General features: G+C 59.7%; 23 protein-coding genes. 8 read left to right on the top strand and 15 right to left on the bottom strand.

Annotated features, from left to right (window positions below; translation table 11 throughout):
- Positions 1-2: 2 nt before the first annotated feature.
- Together GXM22_RS05455 and GXM22_RS05450 are read left to right on the top strand one after the other, a co-directional pair.
- Entirely contained in the window at positions 3-899 is an 897-nt protein-coding gene (locus tag GXM22_RS05455; RefSeq protein WP_005932372.1) for a hypothetical protein, read from the top strand.
- 96 nt (positions 900-995) lie between these two features.
- Positions 996-1,508, top strand: a complete 513-nt coding sequence (locus tag GXM22_RS05450) for a nitroreductase family protein (RefSeq protein WP_005932370.1) — start codon at positions 996-998, stop codon at positions 1,506-1,508.
- Positions 1,509-1,585: 77 nt separating this feature from the next.
- Here the strand turns inward: GXM22_RS05450 and mgsA are convergent, their stop codons facing one another.
- The 9 genes from mgsA to GXM22_RS05405 all read right to left on the bottom strand — a co-directional run bounded on the left by mgsA (position 1,586) and on the right by GXM22_RS05405 (position 10,817).
- Positions 1,586-1,990 (bottom strand): methylglyoxal synthase, encoded by a 405-nt coding sequence (gene mgsA, locus GXM22_RS05445; RefSeq protein WP_005932368.1) that lies wholly within the window; start codon positions 1,988-1,990, stop codon positions 1,586-1,588.
- A 162-nt stretch (positions 1,991-2,152) separates the two neighbouring features.
- Positions 2,153-4,378: a peptidoglycan D,D-transpeptidase FtsI family protein gene (locus tag GXM22_RS05440; protein ID WP_005932362.1), complete on the bottom strand. Its 2,226-nt coding sequence runs from the start codon at positions 4,376-4,378 to the stop codon at positions 2,153-2,155.
- 26 nt (positions 4,379-4,404) lie between these two features.
- Entirely contained in the window at positions 4,405-4,938 is a 534-nt protein-coding gene (gene mreD / locus GXM22_RS05435) for a rod shape-determining protein MreD (RefSeq protein WP_005932359.1), read from the bottom strand.
- Positions 4,939-4,950: 12 nt separating this feature from the next.
- A complete protein-coding gene (mreC, locus tag GXM22_RS05430; RefSeq protein WP_099357213.1) occupies positions 4,951-5,781 on the bottom strand; it encodes a rod shape-determining protein MreC in 831 nt (276 codons plus the stop codon).
- Between the two features lie 66 nt (positions 5,782-5,847).
- Complete coding sequence (mreB, locus tag GXM22_RS05425) at positions 5,848-6,870, bottom strand: rod shape-determining protein (protein WP_005932353.1); 1,023 nt, start codon at positions 6,868-6,870, stop codon at positions 5,848-5,850.
- A gap of 184 nt (positions 6,871-7,054) precedes the next feature.
- Positions 7,055-7,609: a Maf family protein gene (locus tag GXM22_RS05420; protein ID WP_005932346.1), complete on the bottom strand. Its 555-nt coding sequence runs from the start codon at positions 7,607-7,609 to the stop codon at positions 7,055-7,057.
- 5 nt (positions 7,610-7,614) lie between these two features.
- The gene (gene dut, locus GXM22_RS05415) at positions 7,615-8,061 is read right to left on the bottom strand and encodes a dUTP diphosphatase (RefSeq protein ID WP_035394001.1); all 447 of its coding nucleotides are present in this window, start codon (positions 8,059-8,061) and stop codon (positions 7,615-7,617) included.
- A gap of 256 nt (positions 8,062-8,317) precedes the next feature.
- Positions 8,318-10,387: a U32 family peptidase gene (locus GXM22_RS05410; protein WP_005932337.1), complete on the bottom strand. Its 2,070-nt coding sequence runs from the start codon at positions 10,385-10,387 to the stop codon at positions 8,318-8,320.
- A gap of 40 nt (positions 10,388-10,427) precedes the next feature.
- Positions 10,428-10,817: a cell division protein ZapA gene (locus tag GXM22_RS05405; protein WP_005932333.1), complete on the bottom strand. Its 390-nt coding sequence runs from the start codon at positions 10,815-10,817 to the stop codon at positions 10,428-10,430.
- Positions 10,818-11,147: 330 nt separating this feature from the next.
- Between GXM22_RS05405 and GXM22_RS05400 the strand changes: the two genes are divergently transcribed.
- The 6 genes from GXM22_RS05400 to GXM22_RS15400 all read left to right on the top strand — a co-directional run bounded on the left by GXM22_RS05400 (position 11,148) and on the right by GXM22_RS15400 (position 19,001).
- Positions 11,148-13,544: a glycogen/starch/alpha-glucan phosphorylase gene (locus GXM22_RS05400; RefSeq protein WP_005932328.1), complete on the top strand. Its 2,397-nt coding sequence runs from the start codon at positions 11,148-11,150 to the stop codon at positions 13,542-13,544.
- Between the two features lie 238 nt (positions 13,545-13,782).
- Positions 13,783-15,639 (top strand): glycoside hydrolase family 13 protein, encoded by a 1,857-nt coding sequence (locus tag GXM22_RS05395; RefSeq protein WP_005932326.1) that lies wholly within the window; start codon positions 13,783-13,785, stop codon positions 15,637-15,639.
- 94 nt (positions 15,640-15,733) lie between these two features.
- The gene (locus GXM22_RS05390; RefSeq protein ID WP_005932324.1) at positions 15,734-16,183 is read left to right on the top strand and encodes an NfeD family protein; all 450 of its coding nucleotides are present in this window, start codon (positions 15,734-15,736) and stop codon (positions 16,181-16,183) included.
- A gap of 15 nt (positions 16,184-16,198) precedes the next feature.
- A complete protein-coding gene (locus GXM22_RS05385) occupies positions 16,199-17,104 on the top strand; it encodes an SPFH domain-containing protein (protein WP_005932322.1) in 906 nt (301 codons plus the stop codon).
- A 3-nt stretch (positions 17,105-17,107) separates the two neighbouring features.
- On the top strand, positions 17,108-17,590 hold the full coding sequence (locus GXM22_RS05380; RefSeq protein WP_005932320.1) for a NanQ anomerase/TabA/YiaL family protein: 483 nt from the start codon (positions 17,108-17,110) through the stop codon (positions 17,588-17,590).
- A 265-nt stretch (positions 17,591-17,855) separates the two neighbouring features.
- The gene (locus GXM22_RS15400) at positions 17,856-19,001 is read left to right on the top strand and encodes a GNAT family N-acetyltransferase (RefSeq protein WP_005932317.1); all 1,146 of its coding nucleotides are present in this window, start codon (positions 17,856-17,858) and stop codon (positions 18,999-19,001) included.
- Between the two features lie 164 nt (positions 19,002-19,165).
- On the opposite strand, the gene mgtE is transcribed toward GXM22_RS15400, so the two are convergent.
- The 6 genes from mgtE to acpP all read right to left on the bottom strand — a co-directional run bounded on the left by mgtE (position 19,166) and on the right by acpP (position 24,635).
- Positions 19,166-20,545, bottom strand: a complete 1,380-nt coding sequence (mgtE, locus tag GXM22_RS05370) for a magnesium transporter (RefSeq protein ID WP_242651569.1) — start codon at positions 20,543-20,545, stop codon at positions 19,166-19,168.
- Between the two features lie 299 nt (positions 20,546-20,844).
- Positions 20,845-21,471 carry an ABC-2 transporter permease gene (locus tag GXM22_RS05365; RefSeq protein WP_005932310.1) on the bottom strand — a complete coding sequence of 209 codons (627 nt, stop codon included), beginning with the start codon at positions 21,469-21,471 and terminating at the stop codon, positions 20,845-20,847.
- Positions 21,468-22,310, bottom strand: a complete 843-nt coding sequence (locus GXM22_RS05360) for an ABC transporter ATP-binding protein (RefSeq protein WP_005932308.1) — start codon at positions 22,308-22,310, stop codon at positions 21,468-21,470. Before GXM22_RS05360 ends, GXM22_RS05365 begins: the two co-directional genes overlap by 4 nt.
- 3 nt (positions 22,311-22,313) lie before the next feature.
- Entirely contained in the window at positions 22,314-22,685 is a 372-nt protein-coding gene (locus GXM22_RS05355; RefSeq protein ID WP_005932304.1) for a GntR family transcriptional regulator, read from the bottom strand.
- A 143-nt stretch (positions 22,686-22,828) separates the two neighbouring features.
- Positions 22,829-24,268, bottom strand: coding sequence for a proline--tRNA ligase (proS, locus tag GXM22_RS05350; protein WP_005932298.1), 1,440 nt, complete (start codon positions 24,266-24,268; stop codon positions 22,829-22,831).
- 133 nt (positions 24,269-24,401) lie between these two features.
- On the bottom strand, positions 24,402-24,635 hold the full coding sequence (gene acpP, locus GXM22_RS05345) for an acyl carrier protein (RefSeq protein ID WP_005932296.1): 234 nt from the start codon (positions 24,633-24,635) through the stop codon (positions 24,402-24,404).
- Positions 24,636-24,700 lie beyond the last annotated feature (65 nt).

The raw sequence follows: 24,700 nt of genomic DNA, 5'->3' as shown, positions 1-24,700 counted from the left end.
GAATGAAACACACCGCCTGCTATCACCTGCCCGGACTGTTCGAGTTCTACGAGCTCTACCGCCTGTTCCTGCCCCTGTTCCGGGAGCACCGGGAATATTTTTATGACTGGTGCGAGATCGGCTCCATCTACGGCGCGCCGCCAGACTGCATCTGGGGCGGGGGCCGCTTGGAGGCCGGGGAGCACTCCCCCGCCGAAGTTCTGGCTCTGACCCAGGAATACGGCATCTCTGCCCGGCTCACATTCAGCAATTCCCTGCTCCGCCCGGAGCACCTCTCAGACCGGAAATGCAACGCAGTGTGTCAGCAGTTTGCCCAGCGGGGCACTGTGCAGAATGGGGTCATCGTCCACTCCGAGCTGCTTTTGAACCACCTGCAGCAGCATTACCCGGAGCTTTATCTCGTATCCTCCACCACCAAGGTCCTGACGGATCTTCAGGCGTTTCAGGCAGAGGTCCGGCGGCCGGAGTTCCGGTATGTCGTGCCGGACTTCCGGCTGAACAAGTCCTTCGATGCCCTGGATACGCTCTCCCAGCCCGAAAAGGACAAGGTAGAATTTCTCTGCAACGAGTGCTGCTGGTTCGGCTGCACCGAGCGAAGGCGCTGCTACGAAGCCGTCAGCTGCAAAAATCTGGGGGAGGTCTGCGAACATCGGTGCACCGCCCCCGGCGCACAGGAGGGCTACCGCTTTTCCAAGGCGATGGAAAACCCCGGGTTCATCGGCACTGCGGACATCCGGGAGCGCTATCTGCCGTTGGGCTTTTCCAATTTCAAGCTGGAAGGGCGCGGGCTGGGCAGCGCGCTGGTGCTGGAGTTTCTGCTCTATTATCTGACCCGGCCGGAGTATCAGATCCACGTCCGGGAGGCGATCTATCTGGACAACATGCTGGACCTCTTTTAAGGGTTGCGCCACCGGCGCAGTGTGGTATAATCAGCATAATAGAGCACTTGCAAGCGGCGCTCTGTTCCGTCCAATCCAAGTCAGGAGGAGATCGTTATGGAATTCACTCAGCTTATTGCACAGCGGTATTCCTGCAAAAATTTTGGTGCAGGCAAGGTAGACGCTGCAGCACTCCACACCATTCTGGAAGCCGGTCGGCTGGCACCCACCGCCAAGAATACCCAGGAACAGCGCATCTACGTCGTTCAGTCCGAAGAGGGGCTGGCAAAGATCGATGCTGCCACTCCCTGCCGCTACGGTGCCCCCGTCTGTCTGGTGGTCGCCTATGACAAGAACCACACCTTTACTTACCCCGGCGAACGGATGAACTCCGGCATGGAGGATGCCGCCATCGTGGCCACCCACCTGCTGCTGGGCGCTGCCAATGCGGGCGTAGACAGCTGCTGGGTCAACTTTTTTGACCCGGACAAGCTGGCAAAAGCGCTGGGTCTGCCCGAAAATGAGGAGATCGTGATGCTCCTTGATCTGGGCCACGCTGCCGAGGGTGCAGGCCCCCTGCCCAACCACAGCTCCCGCAAGCCTCTGTCCGAAACCGTCACGTTCCTATAACATCACAGGGATGCAAAAAAGCCCCCGCACGTTGGTTTTCCGGCCAACGTGCGGGGGCTTGTGTTTTATTCCAGTTTTCAGTTCTGCGGGTGGACGATATCCCGCCAATCCAGATCTCCACGCTCCAGACCGTGGATGAGCACCTCCGCGGTGGCGATGTTGGTGGCCAGCGGGATGTTATGCACATCACACAGGCGCAGCAGGGTCATCTCGTTGGGCTCGCTGGGCTTTGCGTTGATCGGATCGCGGAAGAACAGGAGCAGATCGACCTCATTGCAGGCAATGCGGGATGCGATCTGCTGATCACCGCCCTGAACACCTGCCAGAAAGCGCTGGATCTGCAGACCCGTTGCCTCAGAGATCAGCTTGCCGGTGGTGCCCGTAGCCACCAATTTATGCTGGCTCAAAATCCGGCAATACGTCGTACAGAACTGAACCATCAGCTCTTTTTTGGAGTCATGCGCAATCAGTGCAATCGTCATCGGTCAACCTCTCCTTTGTTTTGCCAGTGGGCATTTTCTTGCATATATCATAGTATCACAGTTTCCGTTCTTTTACAACCGTTTTTTAGACAAACTTCATACTTTTTTCGGAAAAAAGCGCCAGAATTCACCAAAAGCAGTGTTTCAGCGTTTTATCCTTCTTCAATTGTCTAAAACATCCTGCCCGGCAGGTGCGGTCTCCTGAGCAGCATCCGTGGTGCCTGCGGCGGGATCTGTGGCCGTATCCGTGCCGGTTTCGGTCTGGGCAGGGGCAGTCTGGTCAGCGGGAGTGCTGTCTGCAGCGGTCTCCTGCTTGCCGATGGTGCCATCCTCATTCAGGGTGCCGTCCTGCATGGCGAAGTAGGCATTGGCAATGTCCGCCACCAGGTTGCCCGCGCGGGCGCCGCCGCCGCCGTACTCCACCACGATGCCGATGGCGATCTGGGGGTCCTCCGCCGGGCCGTAGGCGATCATCGTGGTATTGGTGTAGTGCTTATAGGTGCTGCCGACGTAGTACCCCTCGCTGCGCTGGGGGGTGCCGGTCTTGCAGGCGATGGTATAGGGGTAGCTGGCCAGCACCGGGATGGTCTGGGACACGCCGATCATGCCCTGCTGCACCAGATCAAAGGTCTCGCCCCTGTCCTCAATGACGTCCATGACCTCGGGCTGGGTCTCCTGCAGCACCTCGCCGGTGTTGGAGTCCAGGATGGCCTTGACGAAGTGGGTGCGGTAGCGGGTGCCCCGGTTGGCGATGGTGGCCGCGTAGGTGGCCAGCTGCACCGGGCTGACCACGGTGTTGCCCTGACCGATGGCTGCCTGAACGTCCAGCGACTCCATATAGTTGGAGTCGGTCTTGCTGGTCAGGTGACCCAGCGCCTCGCTGACCTCCACGCCGGTGCGCACACCCATGCCCAGCTTGTAGGCGTAGGCGTCGTAGACCTCACTGGTCAGGCGGCGGCCCACGTCGTAGAAGAAGATGTTGCAGCTCCACTTGATGGCGGTGATCACGTCGATGTTGCCGCTGTGGCCGTGGCGGGTACACTTGGGGTGGTAGTCGCTGTAATAATTGTACACACCGTTGCAGAACACGGTGGAATACCGGTTGATGAGGCCCGAATCCAGCGCCGCCACCGCCACGGCAGGCTTGAAGGTGGAGCCGGGGGTGTACAAGCCCTGCAGCGAGCGATTGAACAGGGGCAGACTCTCGTCCGCGCTGTACTCGCTGTACTGGGTGGCATACAGGTTCTGGTCAAAGCTGGGGTAATTGGATGCGGCCAGCACGCTGCCGTCCTTCACATCCAGCACCACGGCGGCACAGGCGGCAGCCTTCATGCTGCCGGTGTTGTAGACCCGGTTGATCATGTCGATGTTCTCGGCCAGTGCCTTGTCCACCGCCTTCTGGAACCGGCTGTCGATGGTCAGCTGCACGGTGTGGCCCGGCTCGGGCACAGTGGTCAGGGCCGTATCCACAATGACCCCATCGGAGTTGCGGGTGATGGTCTCCACGCCATCCTTGCCTCGCAGTTCGTCCTCATAGGCCGATTCCAGGCCCGAGATGCCGATGATGTCGTTCATGTTGTAGCCTTTTTCGCGCAGGGGGTAGGTGGTCTGGCCGTTTTCATCGGTCACCTTCCACTTTTCAGCGGTGATCTTGCCCACCCGGCCCAGCACATGGGGCAGCACCGTGGATTGCTCATAGCTGCGGGTACTCGTTTCCACGATCTCCACACCCGGCAGCGAGAGGCTGTGCTCCTTGATGGTCGCCACGGTGGCCTCGCTGACGTTTTCCGCCATGATAAAGTTGTTCACATTGGAAAACGCCTGCAGCTGCATCTCGTAATGGATGCCGCCCAGCGTGCGCTGCCAGCTCAGCGGATAGCTGGCAAGGTCGTAGTCCTCCACCAGCTTCTCCATCACATCATTGGCCGTTGCATACTGCTGTAAACCAAGATTGTCCTTCATAGCGGCAAGGGCTTTCTGATCCTTGGTGCTGCCCTCTTCGGCGGTGAAGGTATAGTGCCCCGCCGCGTCGGGCTGGCTGATGAGGAGGCTGTCGTTCCAGCTCTCGCCGTTCTCCCGCAGGAGTTCCACGATCCGCTGGAGCATCCCGTCCAGGTCCTCGTCCCCCATCAGCAGCTTGTTCAGCACCACGTTGTAGCCGGTGACGCTGGTGGCGATGCGCTTGCCGCTGCTGTCCACGATGTCGCCCCGGGCCGCCGTGACCGTAAACTTGTAGTCGGTGGTGTTGGTGGCCTGGGATTTGAAGTCGTCCCCGTTGACCAGCTGCAAAAAGATGAGCCGCAGCCCGTACAGCAGCATGAGGATGCAGGCGGCGGCAACGAGAACACGCATCCGCCGGATGGCGGTTTTCCGTTCTTCTTGGTTCATGGATTCTCCTTCCGGCGCGGGGTGCGTTACACCACGCCGTTGTCGATCTTAAATTCTTCGTGGATGCGGCGCACGACCCCGAACAGAGGGAAGCAGACGGGCACTGAGAGCGCCGCCGTGGGCAGCACAAACCACAGCCAGCGGCTGGCCGCACCGCTGTAACCGGGCATGTAGTAAAAAAACAGCCAGTCCAGCGTGAGCACCAGCAGGGCGGCAGCAGACGCAATGAGCACAAAGTTTGCGGCCGAATTCTTGAAGTAGAGCTGCATCACCGCCGAAACGGCAAAGCAGAGCAGCAGCAGCTCCAGCGCCAGCATGCCCACGGTGCGCCCGGCCAGCCAGTCCCACATCAGGCCGCAGACCGCCCCAAAGACAGCCCCGGCGAACTCGCCCTCAAACACGGCGACCGCCAGCGCCAGCGGCAGCAGCCAGAGCGGCTTTGCCGCCCCGAACTGGAACAGCCCGGGCGTGGTCTGCAAAACAGCACAAAGAAGGCCCAGCAGCGCATAGCAGATCCATTTGACGATCTGGCCCCGGCTGCGTTTCCGGCGTGATTCCATCAGGGTCCCTCCTCAGAAACTGGTAATGATGAACGCATGGCGCACCGTGCGGGGGTCGGTGCCGGGTTTGATGACGGCAATGGTCGATTTGCCGCTGACCTCGGGCACCAGTTCCTGTACCACGCCCACCAACAGGTCAGCCGGGAACACCCCGCCCAGCCCGGTGGTGACCACCTGGTCGCTTTTCTCCGTCAGGGTGTTGCGCGCAAGGTTGGTCAGCACGCACAGGCCATCGGCGGCGTATTCGGAACTGCCGGTGACGATGCCGTTGTCACGGGTGCGGGATACCACGCCCGCCGCGTTGAAGTTGGGGTGAAGAATGGTCATCACCTTGCAGCTGGTGGGCTCAGCCTCCACCACCATGCCCAGCAGGTAGCCTTGGTCACTGACCACGGCATCGTTGACGGCCACGCCATCCAGTGTGCCGCGGTCCAGCGTGAAGCCATAGAAGGAATCCAGCGGGTCACGGCCAATGACAAAGCTGGAAAGATAGCTCATCTCGGGCCGCTGGCTCTGGATGCTTTCCAGTGCCTTGTAGGCCTGGTTCTCGGCCTTGACGCGGTCGTAATCCACCATCTGCTGGCGCAGCTCGGCGTTTTCGGCCTTGAGCGTCTCGTTCTCAGCCATCACGTCATCAATGCTGGTGTACTTTTCCCACAGGGAGGCCACGCCGCCGCTGACCACAGCAGCCACTTTCTGGAATGGAGCAGCCGCCACGCTCAGCAGCTCCTGCGGAGCGGCAGTCAGGCGGCCGTTGGCACCGGCGTAGGCCATGATGCCCACCAGAAACACCGCGATGCCCACCAGGATCTTGAATTTCCAGGTATCGAAAAAGTCTTTCAAGGGGTTTTCCTCCGATTGCAAAAGGGCGCGGACAGCCCAGAGCCGTCCGCACCCTCTGTTACATCGTTACATGTGAGCTCCATCGGTGTCCAGCACGTCGTGCAGAACATCCACATGATCCAGCACCGCACCGGCACCCTTGGCCACGCAATCCAGCGGGTCCTCCGCAACATGGACATCAATGCCGGTCTCGCTCTGGATCAGCTGATCCAGGCCCCGCAGCAGGGCACCGCCGCCGGTCAGGGTGATGCCGTGGTCGATGATATCGGCGCTCAGCTCAGGCGGGGTGCGCTCCAGGGTCTCCTTGATGGCGCTGGTGATCTTGACCAGGCACTCCAGCAGGGCCTCGCGCACATCCTCAGAGTGGACGACGATGTTCTTGGGCAGGCCGTCCACCAGGTTGCGGCCCTTGATCTCCATGGTCATCTCGGGGTCCATGGGGTAGGCCGAGCCGATCTCGATCTTGATCTGCTCGGCGGTACGCTCACCGATGAGCAGGTTATACTTGCGCTTGATGAAAGCGATGATGGCCTGATCGAACATATCACCGGCCATCCGGACGCTGCGGGAGGCCACGATGCCGCCCAGAGAGATGACAGCGATCTCAGCGGTGCCGCCGCCGATGTCCACGATCATGCTGCCGGTGGGCTCGCTGATGGGCAGGCCTGCGCCGATGGCAGCAGCCATAGGTTCCTCAATGACAGAGACCTGACGGGCACCGGCCTTGAGGGTCGCCTCACGCACAGCGCGGCGCTCCACCTCGGTCACGCCCGAGGGGATGCAGATGACCACGCGGGGGCGGGAGAACATGCTGTTGCCGCAGGCCTTTTTCAGGAAGTTCTCCAGCATATTTGCCGTGATATCGAAATCGGCAATGACACCATCCTTCAGGGGGCGGACTGCCACGATGCTGCCGGGGGTACGGCCGATGACAGCCTTTGCCTCAGCACCCACGCAGCGCACCTCATCGGTCTTGGTATCCACAGCCACGACCGAGGGTTCCCGCATGATGATGCCCTTGCCCTTCATGTAAACCAGGGTATTGGCAGTACCCAGATCAACGCCAACGTCCTTTGACAAAAAACTCATAATGAAGCTCTCCTTCGTATTTCCGGTCTATTCCAAAACGCACAGCAGCCCAAACTTCACAGGGTTTGACCGCCTATCGCAGAATAACACGTTTCTATTATAGCCGCAAGTCAACGTTTTCTCAAGCGTTTTGTCAAGTTTTTCCGTATTTTTCATTTTTCTGTGCGTTCCGCCGCACAAACTGTCAGAACTGTTCAAGCAGGCGGACCGTCCGGCTGACGGGCAGGCCCATAATGGTGTAGTAATCACCCTCAATGGCATCCAGCCAGACCGCCGCGCGGCCCTGGATGGCGTAGGCACCGGCCTTATCGTAGGGCTCCTCTGTGGCGGCGTACCGCTCGATCTCCTCCTCGCTCAGCGGGAAAAAGGTGACCTTGCAGGTATCCACAAAGCTCTCGGTGCGGGTGCCATCGGAAACGCAGACACCGGTGTGCACATAGTGGGTCGCGCCGGACAGCGCACGGAGCATCCGTCTGGCATCGTCCGGGCTGTGGGGCTTGCCGAACACCTCGCCGTTCACATCCACCACGGTATCGCAGCCCAGCACCACGGCACCGGGGTGTTCCTTGGCCACAGCAAGGCACTTGCCCCGGGCAAGCTGTTCCACCAGCCGGGCGGGGGTATCCGCCGTCACGGCATCCTCGTCAAAATCGCTGACACAGACGGTAAAATCCGTCGTGTACAGGCTCAACAGCTCTTTCCGTCGGGGGCTCTGGGAAGCCAGGATCAGATCTTTCATACGCTTCACTTCCCCGTTGAACCAAAGCCGCCCGCGCCGCGCTGGGTATCCCCCAGTTCGGCCGCCTGAGCAAAGGCAGCGGTATACACCGGTGCAATGCAGAGCTGTGCCACACGCTCACCGGGCTGGATGGTATAGGCCTCGGTGCCCAGATTGATCATGGGCACCTTCAGTTCCCCGCGGTAGTCACTGTCCACCACGCCCACGCCGTTTGCCATGCACAGGCCGTGCTTGATGGAAAGGCCGCTACGGGCATAGACCAGCGCCACAGCGTGGGGGCCGGGCAGCTCGATGGCAAGGCCGGTGGGCACCAGTGCCCGCTGCATGGGGGCCAGTGTCAGCGGCTCATCCAGCACGGCGCACAGGTCGGCCGCCGCTGCCCCCGGCGTTGCATAGGCGGGCACCTTGGCCCGGGGGTCCAATACTTTATAGTTTACGGTGATCGGTTCCATAGTATACCTCATAAGTTGTTGCTAAACCTCTCCGTCAAAGCCTGACGGCTTTGCCACCTCCCCTAGTAGGGGAGGCCTTGGCAAAAGATTCATTTTTCGCTATCATCGCCTACGGCTCCAAAATCATCTTCTGCCGCAGGACAAAATCCAATATCAGCAGGGCCAAACGTAGCGAAGCGTACACCCTCGAAAGCGCGACGGCCTGCCAAGGGCTCCCCTACTAGGGGAGCTGGCGAGCGAAGCGAGACTGAGAGGTTTAATTCGTTCCCTTGAAATACAGTCCTCTTGTAAACTCTCCCTCAAAGGGTGCGTGGACACGGATGCTGTCCAGAATGGCGGCAGCTTCTTCCCGGGATTCCAGTGTGAAATAGGCCACGCCGTAGTCCACAGTCAGAGCACCGGGCTTATCACCCATATAAATAGGTACGGGGTTATAGATCGTCCGCACGCCCATGCCGCAGCGCACCGGGAACTTTTTGGCCTTGCGGTCGGTCAGTTCCCCTGCTTTATTGCAGTGGGCGCAGTCATGGATGTTCTGTAACGGGCAGGCACGGGTGACCATCAGCGGCATGTGGCCATAGACCAGCACACCGGTGGGCACAGGCTTGCCGTTATGGGTGGGGGCAATGGTGCTGATATCGCTGTCCTTGACTTCGGGCAGGATGAGCACACTGTTCAGGCCATGGTCGGCGTAGAACTGCGCCGCCATCTGGTTGGTGACGTTCAGGCCAAAGCCGCCGGTCATCGGCAGGCCACGGCAGAGCCGCAGGTGAGCGATGTTGCTTACCTCATAGCCCGCAAAACCCGCATCCTGGGTGGCGGCAATGCGGCGGGCAGTGTCCTCCTCCAGCGCACCGAACATCACGCGCGGCAGCTCCAGAAGGGTCTTTTCCCGCCACTCCCGGGGCACCCGGTCGGCCTGGGCAATGGGCAGGATGAGATACTCCACCCCGCTCAGGGCCTGCTCCGGCACCTGCTCCCAAGCTTCAAAACGGGCGCGCAGGGTGCGGTGAGGCGGCAGAGTGCGCAGGGGCAGAGCATCCGGCTCCGCCTCGTGTACCGGCCAGGGGCGCAGGACCTCCCGCTTTTTCAGCAGGGCCTCCAGCGCATCCCGGCGCAGCTCGTTCACGGCACTGCCCGGCACGAACCAGGGGCCGCCGTCCATCTCCACATCGATTTTTTCCACCGCAAAGGGGGTGCCGCCCGTCTTGGAAAGGCTGCGCTGCAGGCTCTCGGTGGGATCGGTGCGGGCAGGCTGCGGTTCCGCATCGCCGTAGGCAAAGGCCTTGTTGCCGTCCGCGTCGGTCACGGTCAGCTTCTCGCCGCCCTCTTCGATCTCCAGCCTGAACCGCACCGGCACCCGGCTGCGCTCGCGGCGGTAGAGCTCGCGCAGGGCAGGCAAGGTCTTTTTGGTCAGCTCCGCATCGGCTTCGCTGCGCACACCGAACATGGTGCCGTCGATCTTTCCATCCAGATAACCGGAGGTGAAGCCGGAGCGGCTGAACGCATTTTTCAACAGGTCACGGTCGTAGGCGCGGCCCTCGCGGCCTGCCAGACAGGCACTGACCGCCGCCGCCACATACTCCGGCGTGCGCAGACGGCCCTCGATTTTGGCCGATGCCACACCGACGGCCTGCATCCGATCCAGCTTGTCGATGACGGAGTTATCCTTCAGGGAAAGGTGGTGCAGACGGCCCGGCTTGCCCTCGGGCAGCGGGTTTGCCTCAAAGGGCAGGCGGCAGGGCCCGGCGCAGGAGCCCCGGTTGCCGCTGCGGCCGCCCAGGAAGGCAGACATATAGCATTGGCCGCTGACGCACATGCAGAGCGCGCCATGGACAAAGCACTCCGTCTCGATGCCACAGTGTTTTGTGATGTGCTCCACCTCGGGCAGGCTCAGCTCACGGGCCAGCACCACCCGGGTAAAGCCCAGCTCCTTCAGCTCCAGCGCGCCCTGCAGGGTGTGGACGCTCATCTGGGTGGAGCCGTGGCGGGGCAGGTCAGGGGCGATCCGCCCGATGAGCTGCGCCACCGCCAGATCCTGGCAGATGACCGCATCCGCGCCGCTCTCGGCCACAGCCTTCACGGCAGCGGCCAGCGCGGCCAGCTCTCCGCCGTAAACGGTGGTGTTCAGTGCCACGTGCACCTTGACACCCCGCGCGTGGCAGAACCGGACTGCCTCCTTCAGGCTGTCCGCATCAAAATTTCCGGCTCCTGTGCGGGCATTGAAGCCCGAAAAGCCCAGATATACCGCGTCCGCACCGCTGAACACCGCAGCGCGGAGCATCTCTTCACTGCCCACCGGGGCAAGGATCTCGATCTTTGGCATAATACTCCCTTTGTTCCGGCGCGCTCACCGCGCCCCCCATTCACGCTTCCGTCTTTGCTTCCCGGTCGGCCTTCTGCTTGGCCTGCAGGCGTGCCAGCTGCTCCCGCAGGGCATCATTTTCACGCCGCAGCGTTTCATTTTCCGTTCTCACCTTATCCTCAGCCAGCTTTGCCCTGGCGGCATCGGCAATATAATCCTGGATCTGGCTGCGCATATTTTCGGCGCTGCCGGTGCTCTTTTTGTACTCGTCCAGATAATCCATGGCGCAGAACACCGCTGCCTTGGTCACCGAAAGGTTTTCGTTGGTGTCCAGCAGCTTGGTGATATCCTCATCCAGCCGTTTGGCCAGAGAGGCGATATACTTTTCGGAATCCGTCGTTGCGATCGCATAGGGCGCGCCCGCAATGGTCACTCTCACTTTATTAACCATCGTATCCTCACTAATAATTACTCTGAGCGGAGTTTGTGGCCGAGTTTCCTGCCCCGGTGCACGCTTTTGCCCCCGCCGGGACAACCGTTCACTTCTTATTATAATATAAATGCGCTCCAAGAGAAAGTGTTATTTTTGAATTTTTTGCATATTTACCAGAAAGATTGTGACAAAAATGTCAGTTACGGCAAAAATCGGCGTTTTTCCTTGCATTTACGAATAGAACTGATTATAATGTTCTTGTTGTGGTAACAGGGAGAGGGAAAGAGGAGAAATTCCCTGTTGCGTATTTCAAAACAGCACAAGTGTGTGTGCGGATAGGAGTTCCTTATGACTACAAAAGAATTTGCAAAAATTCTTCAGGACAAGCTGACCAGCGAGTACGGCGTGGATCTGAGCGTTGCTTCCAAGCAGCAGATTTACCGCTCTCTTGCCCTGATCTGCCGTCAGATGATGAGCGAGAACCACCAGAAGTTCCAGTCCAAGGCCATTGGCACCGGTACCAAGCAGGTATACTACCTCTGCATGGAGTTCCTGATGGGCCGCAGCCTGAAGGTGAGCCTGTTCAACCTGGGTCTGGAAGATGTTGCTCAGAAGGTGCTGGCTGATGCCGACATCAACATCGAGGGCATCTTTGAGGAAGAGCCCGATGCAGGCCTGGGCAACGGCGGTCTGGGCCGTCTGGCTGCCTGCTATCTGGACGGCATGGCCACCACCGGCATCTGCGGCACCGGCTACTCCATCCTGTACGAGTACGGCATTTTTAAGCAGAAGATCGTGGACGGCTGGCAGCAGGAGCGCGCTGACAACTGGCTGCCCGGTGGTCAGGTCTGGCTGAAGAGCCACCCCGATCAGGCCATCGAGGTCCGCTTTGACGGCGAGATCCGCGAGAACTGGGATCACGGCTTCCACTATATCCAGCACACCAACTACAACAGCGTTATGGCTGTGCCCTCCGACATGTATGTGCAGGGCTACGACGGCAAGGGCGTTGCCAAGCTGCGCCTGTGGCAGGCCAAGGCTCCTGACTTTGATATGTCCAGCTTCTCTCTGGGCAACTACAACACTGCCATGAGCAAGAACGCCAGCGCCGAGCTGATCTCCAAGGTGCTGTACCCCAACGACAACCACATTGAGGGCAAGATCCTGCGCCTGCGCCAGCAGTACTTCCTCTCTGCCGCATCCATCGGCGATATCGTGCAGAACCACCTGTCCACCTACGGTACGCTGGAGAATCTGGCCGACAAGGTCGCCATCCAGCTGAACGACACCCATCCCACGCTGGCCATCCCCGAGATGATGCGCATCCTGCTGGATGAGTGCGGCTTTGACTGGGATAAGGCCTTTGAGATCTGCCAGAAGGTCTTTGCCTACACCAACCACACCGTTATGGCCGAGGCTCTGGAGAAGTGGAATGTGGACATCTTCAAGATGACCCTGCCCCGCATCTACCAGATCGTGGTCGAGATGAACCGCCGTGCCCGCGAGGAGCTGGAGAAGGCATTCCCCGGCGACGAGGGCAAGATCAACTACATGGCCCTGATCGGCGACAACCAGGTCCGCATGGCAAACATCTGCGCCTACACCGCCAACAGCATCAACGGCGTGTCCAAGCTGCACAGTGAGATCATCAAGGAGAGCGTGTTCCACGATTACTACCTGTTCAAGCCTCAGGCTTTCAAGAACGTGACCAACGGCATCGCTTACCGCCGCTGGCTGCTGGCCTCCAACCCTGAGCTGTGCAAACTGCTGGACGAGACCATCGGCGAAGAGTACAAGCACGACGCTTCCAACCTCTCCAAGCTGAACAAGTATGCGGACGACAAGACCGTGCTGAAGCGCATCAACGAGATCAAGCTGAACAATAAGAAGAACTTTGCCGCCTATCTGGAGAAGAGCACCGGCCAGGTCATCGACCCCAATTCCATCTTCGACTGCCAGGTCAAGCGGATGCACGAGTACAAGCGTCAGCACCTGAACGCCCTGAACATCGCCGCTCAGTATCTGTATCTGAAGGAGAACCCCAACGCCGACTTCATCCCCAAGACCTATATCTTCGGCGCAAAGGCTGCCCCCGGCTACTACATGGCCAAGCAGATGATCCGGATGATCTGCAAGCTGGGCGACCTGATCAACAATGATCCCGCCGTGCGCGACAAGCTGCGCGTGGTCTATCTGGAAGAGTACTGCGTCTCCCTGAGCGAGCACCTGATGCCCGCTGCCGAGGTCTCTGAGCAGATCTCTCTGGCTGGCACCGAGGCTTCCGGTACCGGCAACATGAAGTTCATGCTGAACGGTGCCATCACGCTGGGTACGCTGGACGGCGCAAATGTTGAGATCGCCGATGCCGCCGGCAAGGAGAACGAGCTGATCTTCGGCATGCTGACTCCCGAGGTCAACAACCTCAAGCAGGTGGGCTACCACCCCAGCGCCTTCATCATGGGCGATGACGTGGCAAATGCCACTCTGAACTTCCTGGAGCGCGGCTGGAACGGCGAGGACTTCCACGAGGTCACCGAGAACCTGCGCACCAGCGATCCTTATATGGTCATGGCCGACTTCAAGGATTACCGCCGTGCTCAGGCCGACCTGCAGCGCCTGTATGCTGACCGCGAGAAGTGGGCACAGATGAGCCTGAAGAACACCGCCAACAGCGGCATCTTCAGCGCAGACCGTTCTGTGCTGGATTACGCCCGCGATATCTGGCACGCTTCTGCTGTGAAGTAATTGGAAAGGTTAACCCCCCAGTCACCTACGGTGACAGCCCCCCTAGTAGTGGGGCCTCTGGCGTTACGGGAAGTTTTACAGCTTTTCCTTTACGCACAGACTTCACCGTTCTGCCAAGGCCTCCCCTACTAGGGGAGGTGGCAATGCGAAACATTGACGGAAGGGTTTAGCACAAATATATCTCTGCCCCGGAGCCATTACGGAACCGGGGCTTTTTTTGAGAAAGGAACGACCCCACTTGTCTTGTCTGTTCAACAGTTTTGACCCCTATTTCAAGCAGCCCTTTGGTGCGGTGCGCGCCGGGCAGACTGTCCGGCTGTCGCTCTGCATCCCCGAGGAGCTGGGCTATGTAGACCCGCACCTTGTCCTGAAAAAAGAGGGTAAGTTCGATGTTCCCGTCTACTACCGGATGAACTTCGATGGCCAGACCCCCAGGCAGAACCACTTTTCTGTAGAAGTGCCTCTGAATGACCCGGGCCTCTACTTCTACTACTTCGACCTCTACACCGACTTCCGCCGCATCGTGCGCGGCCCCGACAACTGCGGCGTGATCAGCTGGCAGGATGGCGAAAGCTGGCAGATCACGGTCTATGAGCAGGACTTTGAGACCCCCGAAAGCATCAAGGGCAAGGTGTTCTATCAGATCTTCCCGGACCGCTTCTGCGAAGGCGTGGAGAACAAGCCCATGCCCTTTGCCGACCGCATCTATCAGGCCGACAAGCACGCCGAGCCCTTCTGGCAGCCCAACGAGGTGGGTGGCCACCTGAATGAGGATTATTTCGGCGGCGACCTCAAGGGCATCCAGCAAAAGCTCCCTTACCTGCACGAGATGGGGGTGGATTTCATCTATCTCAACCCCATCTTTGAGGCCCACTCCAACCACCGCTACAACACCGCCGACTACCTGAATGTGGACCCCCTGCTGGGCACCAACGAAGATTTTGAGGCACTGTGCACCGCCGCCCAGAAGTACGGCATCGGCATCGTGCTGGACGGTGTGTTCAGCCATACCGGCTCCGACAGCCGCTATTTCAACCGCGAGGGCCGCTATGGCGAGGGCGGCGCGTACCGGGACCCCAACTCCCCTTACCGCTGCTGGTACGATTTCGGCCCCCAGTACAAGGGCGGCTACCGCAGCTGGTGGGGCTTTGAGACCCTGCCCGAGGTCAACGAGGAGACCCCCTCCTATGTGGAGTTCATCACCGGCCCGGGCGGTGTCATCGACACCTGGCTGCGGCGCGGCGCGGCAGGCTTCCGGCTGGATGTAGCCGATGAGCTGCCCGACGAATTCATTGAGAAGGTGCGCGCCGCCGTCAAGCGGGTCAGCCCCGAAAAGTTCCTGCTGGGCGAGGTGTGGGAGGATGCCACCACCAAGTTCGGCTTCAACAAGCGCCGCACCTATCTGCTGGGCAAGGGCCTGGACAGCGTGATGAACTACCCCTTCAAGAACGCCGTGCTGGATTTCGTCAAGGGCAAGCCCGCCGAGCAGGCCATGACGGAGATCCTGACCATCTGCGAACACTACCCTGCCCCGGCCATGGACACCGCCCTGAACTTCCTCTCCACCCACGACACCGAGCGTGCCCTGACCGTGATTGCTGACGAGCCCGCCAATGGCCGGGGCCGCGCGTGGCAGAGCGGCCGCTGTGTGACCGGCGACGCCTATGAGGAGGGCCTGCTCCGCCTGCGGATGGCCTACGCCATCATCTACACCCTGCCGGGTGTGCCCTGTCTGTACTACGGCGACGAGATCGCCATGCAGGGCTACCGGGATCCCTTCAACCGGGCTTTCTTCCGGTGGGATGCCCACGAACAGCGCCTGCGCCCCGTGCTGGCACAGCTGGCACAGCTCCGCCACACCTGCGAGGCCTTCCGCACCGGCCAGCTGCGGGTCCTGCGTGCCGAGGACGGCATCCTGCACTACCAGCGGGTGGGCAAGGTGGAGACCGCGGAGATCATCGTCAACCGCACCGAACATATCATCGTGGAGACCCTTGCCAGCGGCAAGAGCACCGAGGTGAATCCCATGGGCTTCACCATCGTGGTGGAAGAAGTGGGGCATAACCCGAACCACAGCTATTATGATTATGTATGACCGCATTTTGTTTTCTGCGCAACAATTCAGCAAAAATCTCTTGACCTTCCCCCAACCGGATGCTCTATAATAGGATCATAAGGAGGGATGTTCGATGTCCATTGACCCCATTTTCTGGCTCCTTGCCGCCGTCGGGTTCCTGGCGCTGGAGGGTATGACCTTCAGCATGGTATCCGTCTGGTTTGCGGCAGGCAGCGCGGCAGCCCTGCTCTGCTGCCTGTTCACCCACTCGTTCCGGGTGCAGGCGGTGGTGTTCATTGCAGTCAGCGCGGTCTGCCTGCTGGCATTCAAGCCGCTGGCCAAACGGCTGCACAAGCAGCCCACCCCCACCAACGGTGACCGCGCCCTTGGCCGGGAGGCCCGGGTGCTGACCCCTGTTTCCGCCCAGCAGACGGGCCGGGTGCGGCTGGACGGCGTGGACTGGAGCGCCCGCTGTGCCACCCCCGGCGATACCCTGACCCCCGGGCAGGCCTGCCGGGTCACCGAGATCCACAGCACTCTGCTCATCGTGGAACCCATCCTGACCGAATCCATCAACCACTAAAAAAGGAGCGTCTCTATGCCTATCATGCTGTTTGTAATCCTCGCGCTCATCTTTGTCATCCTGCTCATCGTCGTCACCAACATCGTCATCGTGCCTCAGTCCATGGTGTACGTTGTGGAGCGTCTGGGCAGCTACTCCGACACCTGGTCGGCCGGCCTGCATGTCAAGATCCCGTTCATTGAGCGGATCGCCAAAAAGGTCAGCCTGAAGGAGCAGGTCGCGGACTTTCCTCCCCAGCCTGTGATCACCCGCGATAACGTAACCATGCAGATCGACACCGTGGTGTTCTTCCAGGTCATGGATGCCAAGCTCTACACCTACGGTGTCAACCAGCCCATCGCAGCCATCGAGAGCCTTTCCGCCACCACCCTGCGCAACATCATCGGTGAGATGGAGCTGGATCACACCCTGACCAGCCGCGATGTCATCAACGGCAAGATCACGGCCATCCTCGATGAAGCCACCGACAAGTGGGGCATCAAGGTCAACCGCGTGGAGGTCAAGAACATCATCCCGCCGCGCGAGATCCAGGAAGCCATGGAGAAGCAGATGAAAGCAGAGCGCGAAAAGCGCGCCGTCATCCTGAAAGCCGACGGTGAGAAGCAGGCCGCCATCACCGCCGCCGAGGGCGAAAAGGAAGCCGCCATCCTCCGTGCCGATGCCGTCAAACAGCAGCGCATTCTCGAAGCTGAGGGCGAGGCCCAGGCCATTCTCGCGGTGCAGAAGGCCAACGCCGATGCCATCCGCCTGTTGAACGAAGCCATGCCCAACGACAAGGTGCTGGCTCTGCGCAGCCTGGAGGCACTGGCCAAGGTCGCCAACGGCAAGGCCACCAAGATCATCATTCCGTCGGAGCTGCAAAATCTGGGCGGCGTTGTGCCCAGCATCAAGGAGCTTCTGACCGACCCGAAAGAGGACTGATCCATGATCTACGATACCCTGAACAATCTCCCCAACTATCTGGGCCTGTGCAGCAGTCTGGACAGCGTCATCGAGTTCATCATGGCGCGGGATATCAACAATCTGCCCGCCGGGCGCACCCGCATCGATGGTGACAAGGCTGTGGTCATGGTGAGCACCGTGACCCCGCAGGCCAGCGACAAGGCCCCCTTTGTCCTGCACGACAACCACCTGACCCTTGAGACCGACCTCGAGGGCAGTGAGCTGTTTGAAGTGTCCCTGGGCGAGTTCAGCCCCACCCGGCCCGCTGACGAAGCCGCTGATACCACCGTGGGCACCGCCGGCACCAGCATTGCCGGAATGCTCTGCGAGGGCCGCTTTGCCCTCTATCTGGCCGGGGAGCCGTACAAATCCGGCTTGAAGGCCCAGGGCTGCGGCAAGCTGAAAAAGGCCGTGTTCACCATGGAGCTGGATCCGGACGAGGAAGACGAGACCGAGGCCGAATAATTCCTGAAAGCACGAACTCCACGCAGCGTAGGTTGCGTGGAGTTTTTTTGTATAGTATACTCTGGTTCAACAATTACGCTTGCCCGACTTGCCAAGGGCTCCCCTATTAGGCAACGACGACGACCGCCGCCAGTGGCGGATGAAGGGAGGAGTTGTTGGGGCCGCGGCCAGCAAGACACGAGCACAATACTTTGTGCGAAGTGGATGCTGGGAGCCGCAACCCGTACGCTGTCGAGCAACGCGAGACTGAGAGGTTTCATTCATTATGAACACATACGTCACAGGCAGCACCATCCGGCAGCTGCGGGAAGCCAAGGGCCTGACCCAGGCAGAGCTTGCCGGAACGCTTTCTGTCAGCGCCAAGACCATTTCCAAGTGGGAGACCGCCAAGGGTCTGCCCGATATCTCCCTGCTGGAACCGCTGGCTGCGGCTCTGGGGGTCAGCGTGCTGGAGCTGATGCAGGGAGAACCCATCATCAACCGGAACCGGGCAGCCAACCTGCTGCGGAGCAAGCTCTACGTCTGCCCTCTCTGCGGCAATGTGCTCCACGCCACCGGGCAGGCCGTGGTGAGCTGCTGCGGCATCACCCTGCCTGCGCTGGACATCGCCGAAGCCGAGGATGCCGACGAGCATCATCAGCTGACCGTGGAGCGGGTGGAGGACGAGCTCTTCGTCACCCTGCACCACCCCATGGAGAAAAACCATTACATCTCGTTTCTGGCCTACCTCACCGGCGATAAGCTGCAGCTGGTCAAGCTCTACCCCGAGGGAGATGCCTCTGCCCGCTTCTCCCTGCGGGGCGCAGGTGTGCTTTACTTCTACTGCAACTGCCACGGCCTGATGAAGGCTCCGGATTTCCGCACCGCCACCCGGCGCACCTCACCCCAGAAGATCCACCTGCGGGAGCCGGATGAGGGCGACCGGGAACAGGTAATGGCCTATCGGGAAGAATTTCTGGCCATTAACTCCCGGATGGACGGCACCTCGGCTCTGGACAAATATGCCGACTTCGATGCCTGGCTGGCCCAACTCCGCAAGCTGAAAGACCCGGCCACAACCCCCGCCGGTCTCGTGCCCGCCACGGAGTATCTTGCTCTGGATGAGCACGAGCATCTGGTGGGCATGACCAACCTGCGCCACCGGCTCAACGATTACCTGCTGACCTACGGCGGGCACATCGGGTACAGCGTCCGCCCCTCGGAGCGGCAGAATGGCTACGCCACCCAGATGCTTCGCCTGACGCTGGAAAAGGCAAAAGAACGAGACATCGAAAAGGTGCGCATCTGCTGCGACCATTACAACGTTGCCTCAGCAAAGACCATCCGCGCCAACGGCGGCGTGCTGGAGGATGAGCAGTTTGATTCCTCCGATGGAACGCTGACACAGCGGTATTGGATACAGAATAAGTAAAAAGAGGCTGTTGCCAAACTTCTTCCGTCATCGCTCACGCGATGCCACCTCCCTCAATGAGGGAGGCTTTCACAGATTGCCATTACGTCAAGGCTCCCTCCAAGAGGGAGCTGGCGCGGCGAAGCCGTGACTGAGGGAGTTGTCGGCAGCAGCCTTTCTCTATTTCAGCCCAAATGGAACATATCGATCAGCACCACGGCGGCCAGGCCATAGTAGACCACCACAGCCACCAGATCATTGATGGTGGTGATGAGCGGGCCGGAAGCCACGGCGGGGTCGATGTGGATCTTATGGAACAGCATGGGGATGACCGTGCCCACCAGGCTGGAGATCACCATGGCCACGACCAGAGATACGCCCACACAGCCCGAGAGCAGGAAGGCTTCACCCCAGGCGTAAGCCTTGAAGAAGTGGATGTAGCAGCCCAAGAAGCCCAGCGCCAGCACGGCCAGCAATGCACCGTTGGTCAGGCCCACCCGCATTTCCTTCCAGAGCAGCTGGAGTTTTTTGGCAGTGGTCAGGTTCTCGTCCACCAGCACACGGATGGTCACAGCCAGCGACTGGGTACCCACATTGCCGGCCATATCCAGCACCATGGACTGGAAGCAGATGACGATGGGCAGCACCGCCACCACCGATTCAAACGCACCCACCACCGAGGACACCAGCATCCCGAGGAACAGCAGGGCGATCAGCCAGGGCAGGCGCTTTTTCACACTCTGGAACACACCCTCGTTCAGATCCTCCTCGCTGGTCAAGCCGCCGAGTTTTGCGTAATCATCGCCCATCTCGTCGTCCACCAACTCGACCACATCCGCCGAGGTGATGATGCCCAGCAGCTTCCCGCTGTCGTTCAGGACAGGGAGCGAGCGCTCGGCGTAGTCCACGATGCGGTCGATGCAGTCGCTGATCTTCTCGTGGTCGGTGACGTAGGGGTAGGAGCGGGCGATCAGCTTTTCCAAGCGCTCCTCCGCACGGGCCACGATGAGGTCTTTCAGGTCGATGGCACCATAAAAGTGCTCGTTCTCATCCACTACATACAGGGTGGAGATGTTATCGTTCTCGCCTGCCTGCTTCACCAGCTCACTCATGGCCTGTCGGATGGTCATATCCCTGCGGATGCAGATGTAGTTGGTGGTCATGCAGCTGCCGATCTCGTCCTCGTTATAGGAGAGCAGCAGCTTCACATCATCGGCGGCATCCTTGTCCAGCTGGTGGACGATCTTTGCCTTATCGTCCTCTTCCAGGTCATCCAGAGCATCTACGGCATCGTCCGAATCCATGTGGGAGATGACCCGGGCGGCCCGCTCGGGGTCCAGCTCCTTCAGGTAGGGCTCTGCATCGTCCAGATAGGAGAAGATCTCTGCCACCGTATCCACGCCCAGTGCGGTGTACACCTTCTGGCGCTCCTCCGGTGTCAGGACCGTCAGGGCATCGGCCAGGTCATTTTCATGGTAATCGGACAGCTTTTCAGCCAGCTCTGCCTGGGGCAGGCCGCTGTGGATGATCTCCAGAATCTCCTGCACATAATTTTTCTTCTGCATGGTTTGGTCCCTCCGTTTCCCGTTTCCGGGCATAAAAAATACACCGCATCGGTCTGGTTACAACTCCTGCGGTGTACAAAGGGCATGCAGTTCAGGATGCGGCTAACACGTTTGCACGGCCCGCATCGCAGGAGAAGCGTTGTTTGGGGTGATCCGTATGGTCACTGGACATGGAAACAAACTCCTCCTTGGTGTAAGATTTTTCTTTCAGCCCCGTTATCATACTACGCCGGGCCGGATTTTTCAACCCCTTTTACAGTTTTTTTACCGGATTATTGCTATATTGCACAAAGAAGAGCTTACTTCTTATACTTTCCATACCATGCCACCGACACCCGCCAGGACACGGCATACAGGGCCAGCACCGCTGCCAGCACACCGACGATGGCAATGGCCGCGCCTGGTTCCGGCACGGCATCCATCAGGACCATCCCGCCGCCCAGGGCAGCGCCCATTCCGGCAAACATCAGCATGTAGAGCATCCGCGCCTTTTCTGCGCCAAAACGGTAGTACAGCGGCAGCATGATCCCGTTTATCAGCAGGATGGAAGCTGCGCCCGCCCCCAGCAAAAGGCCGATCGGCATCGCAGGAAGCGGTTTTCCCATACAGAACCGGATGCCGCAGAAAATTCCGTTCAGCGCCGCAGAGACCGCCGTGCAAAGCAGACCCACGAGATATTTTTCTGCCACCTGAAGTTCCTTGCTCAGCGGCAGGGCAAAGCTGTACTCCGTCCACCCGCTGGCGTGGTCGTAGGAAAGCAGGTAGGCGGGCATGATCCCCAGAAAAATAGCTGAATAATTCACCGCAAAGCTCGAATCCCCGGAAGTGCTCAGGATCCAGATCGCCAGCACGGCCAGCATCGTGAGGTACATCATCCGCATATTTGTTTTGACTTGATACCAGTCTTTCAGCAGCAGTCCTTTCATCGCACATTCTCCCCTTTCACCATCAAAACGAACAGTTCTTCGATGCTCACCGGTGTCAGGGTGCTGCCCGCCGGGACAAGTTCCCTCTTCACCAGTGCCTCGGCCCCGTAGGCTGTCACCCGACGGCTGACGATGGCGTTTTTATCCAGCTCCTCCAATTGCCCGGCAGTGCCGTGCCAGAGGGCGTACTCCTCCCGCAGCGTGTCCTTGTCCTCACAGAGCAGGAGCTTCCCCTTGTGCAGAAAGGCAATGGTATCGCAGAGCTTTTCCAAATCGCTGACGATGTGGGACGAGATCAAAATTGCATGGTTCTCATCCCGCACAAAGTCCAGCAGCAGATCGATGAGCTCATCCCGCACCACCGGGTCCAGACCGCTGGTGGCTTCGTCCAGCAGCAGCAGCTTGGGGTGATGAGAAAGTGCCACGGCAAGGCACTGTTTCATCTTCATGCCGGTGGAATAGTCGCCGTACTTCTTGTTCTCCGGCAGGTCAAAGCGCTTACAATAATCCGCGTAAGCGGCGGCATCCCAATTGGGATAGATGCCCGCCATCACTTTACCCACCTGCAGCGCGGTCAGGCAGGTGGGGATGCCCTCGCCGCCCAGCACCACGCCGATATCGGCTTTGGCAAGCGGGGTGATTCCCTCCTGCCCGAACAGCTTCACAGTGCCAGCGTCTCCGTCGATCATGTCCAGGATCAGCTTAATGGTCGTGCTCTTGCCCGCACCGTTCTCACCGATCAGCCCGCAGACTGTGCCGCCGGGCAGTTCCAGATCAATGGGCCCCAGCGTAAAATCCGGGTAGTGCTTTTCAAGGCCGTGCAGTTCTAATGCGTTCATGGTTCATTCCTCCCACAGCAATTCCAACATTTCGGTCAGTTCCTGTTTGGTCAGCCCGCAGGGAGCCGCCAGCCGGACGGCTTCCGTCAGGTGTGCTTCGATTTTTTTCAGGTTCTCTTCCCGAAGCAGCTCGGTGTTTTTCGCTGCCACGAAAAAGCCCTTGGCGGGCACCGCATACAAAAAACCCTCCTGTTCCAGCTCATCGTAGGCCCGCTTTGTAGTAATAACACTGATGCGCAGATCCCGCGCCAGCCCCCGGATGGACGGCATAGCTTCCTCCGGCTGCAGTTCTCCGCTCAAAATCTGGTTCTTGATCTGGGTGTAGAGCTGCTCGTAGATGGGTGCACCGCTCTTGTTATCGATGAAGAGATTCATATCTGCCGCCTCCGTTGCGTCTGTATATTTACAGTATATACAGTAGATACATAGTTGTCAATAGGCAGACACAAAAAAGCAGCTCTCCCGCTGGACGGGAAAGCTGCTTTTTTCATCGGATCAGGCTTTGACTGTGGAGCGGCTTAGTAGGCCACGCCCCAGTAGACCATCTTGCTGGCGGGCTTGCCGCAGCAGGGGCAGACATCGCTGATGTGCTCCTGCTCAAAGGGCATGCAGCGGCTGGACAGGCCAGCCTCTTCCTTCATCTTCATCTCGCAGGCCAGGTCGCCGCACCACATGGTCTTGATGTAACCGGTGTTGGCCTTGGCCAGCTCCTTGACTTCCTCCATGGTGGTGGCTGCCCAGGTGCGCTTCTCGCGGTTGGCGAGGGCACGCTCGTACAGGTCCTTGCGCAGGGCCTCCAGCTGGGCCGGGATTGCGGTCTCCAGCTCGTCCAGGCTCACGAAGATCTTTTCACGGGTGTCGCGGCGAACCAGCACGCACTGGTTCTTTTCCAGATCCTTGGGGCCGATCTCCAGGCGCAGGGGCACACCCTTCATCTCCCACTGGGAGAACTTCCAGCCGGGGGCGTTGTCGCTGTCGTCCAGCTTGACGCGGGCATACTTGCTGATCTTCTCAGCCAGTTCAGCGGCCTTCTCGGAAACGCCGGGCTTGTGGGCGGCGATGGGCACGACCACGACCTGGATGGGGGCCACTGCCGGGGGCAGGATCAGGCCGTCGTCATCGCCGTGGGTCATAATGATGGCACCCACCAGACGGGTGGAAACGCCCCAGCTGGTCTGGAACGGGTGATGCAGCTGGTTGTCGCGGCCGGTAAAGGTCACGTCGTAAGCCTTGCTGAACTTATCGCCGAAGTAATGGCTGGTGCCGCTCTGCAGGGCCTTGCCGTCCTTCATCATGGCCTCGATGGTATAGGTAGCCTCAGCACCGGCAAACTTCTCCTTATCAGTCTTGCGGCCCTTGACAACAGGGATGGCCAGATCCTGCTCGCAGACATCCGCGTAGCAGTTCAGCTGCTGCTGGGTCTCGGCCTCGGCCTCGGCGGCAGTCTCGTGGATGGTGTGGCCTTCCTGCCACCAGAACTCACGGCTGCGCAGGAAGGGACGGGTGGTCTTTTCCCAGCGCACCACGCTGCACCACTGGTTGTACTTCATGGGCAGCTCACGGTAGCTGTGCAGCACGCGGGACCAGTGGTCACAGAACATGGTCTCGCTGGTGGGACGCACTGCCAGGCGCTCTTCCAGCTTGTCAGAGCCGCCCATCGTGACCCACGCCACCTCCGGCGCGAAGCCATTGACCAGCTCGCCTTCCTTCTGCAGCAGGCTCTCGGGGATCAGCACGGGCATGGCCACGTTCTCGTGACCGGTTGCCTTGAACCGGGCATCCATGTCCTTCTGGATCAGCTCCCAGATGGCCTGACCATAGGGGCGCAGGATGATGAAGCCCTTGACACTGGAGTACTCCACCAGCTCTGCCTTGACGCAGATGTCGGTGTACCACTGTGCAAAGTTTTCTTCCTGGCTGGTGATCGCCTGCACAAGCTTCTTGTTGTCTTTTGCCATTTTGTTATATCCTCCTAAGCCGTGCGCCAAACGCCTGTGTTCCAGCCGTTCCGCACGAGCTCATATTAAAAGCCCCGCTGCAGTGCCGCCGTGTGCAGCGCTGCGGGTGCGGGGCCTTTTTGCAAAACTGTTATCAGCCCTTGTGGCTGTCCACAAATTCCACCACGTCGCCCACGGTGCGCAGATTCTCGATGGCATCGTCCGGCACCTCAATGCCAAACTCATCCTCCAGCGTCATCACCATGTCCACGATATCCAGGCTGTCGGCCTCGAAATCACTCATAATGTCGCTCTCCATCGTGATCTTAGCAGGGTCAATATCCAGCTGCTCTGCCAGCAGTGCACGGATCTTTTCAAAAGTATCCATCGTCGCGGTCTCCTTTTGTCAATGATTCTTTCTTCTCTGCCTGCACGCCCTCTCCGGCGCGCAAA

Source organism: Faecalibacterium duncaniae, assembly GCF_010509575.1.
GTDB lineage: Bacteria > Bacillota > Clostridia > Oscillospirales > Ruminococcaceae > Faecalibacterium > Faecalibacterium duncaniae.
Note: the sequence above shows the minus strand (reverse complement) of the source record. Positions and strands in the feature narration are given on the sequence as shown.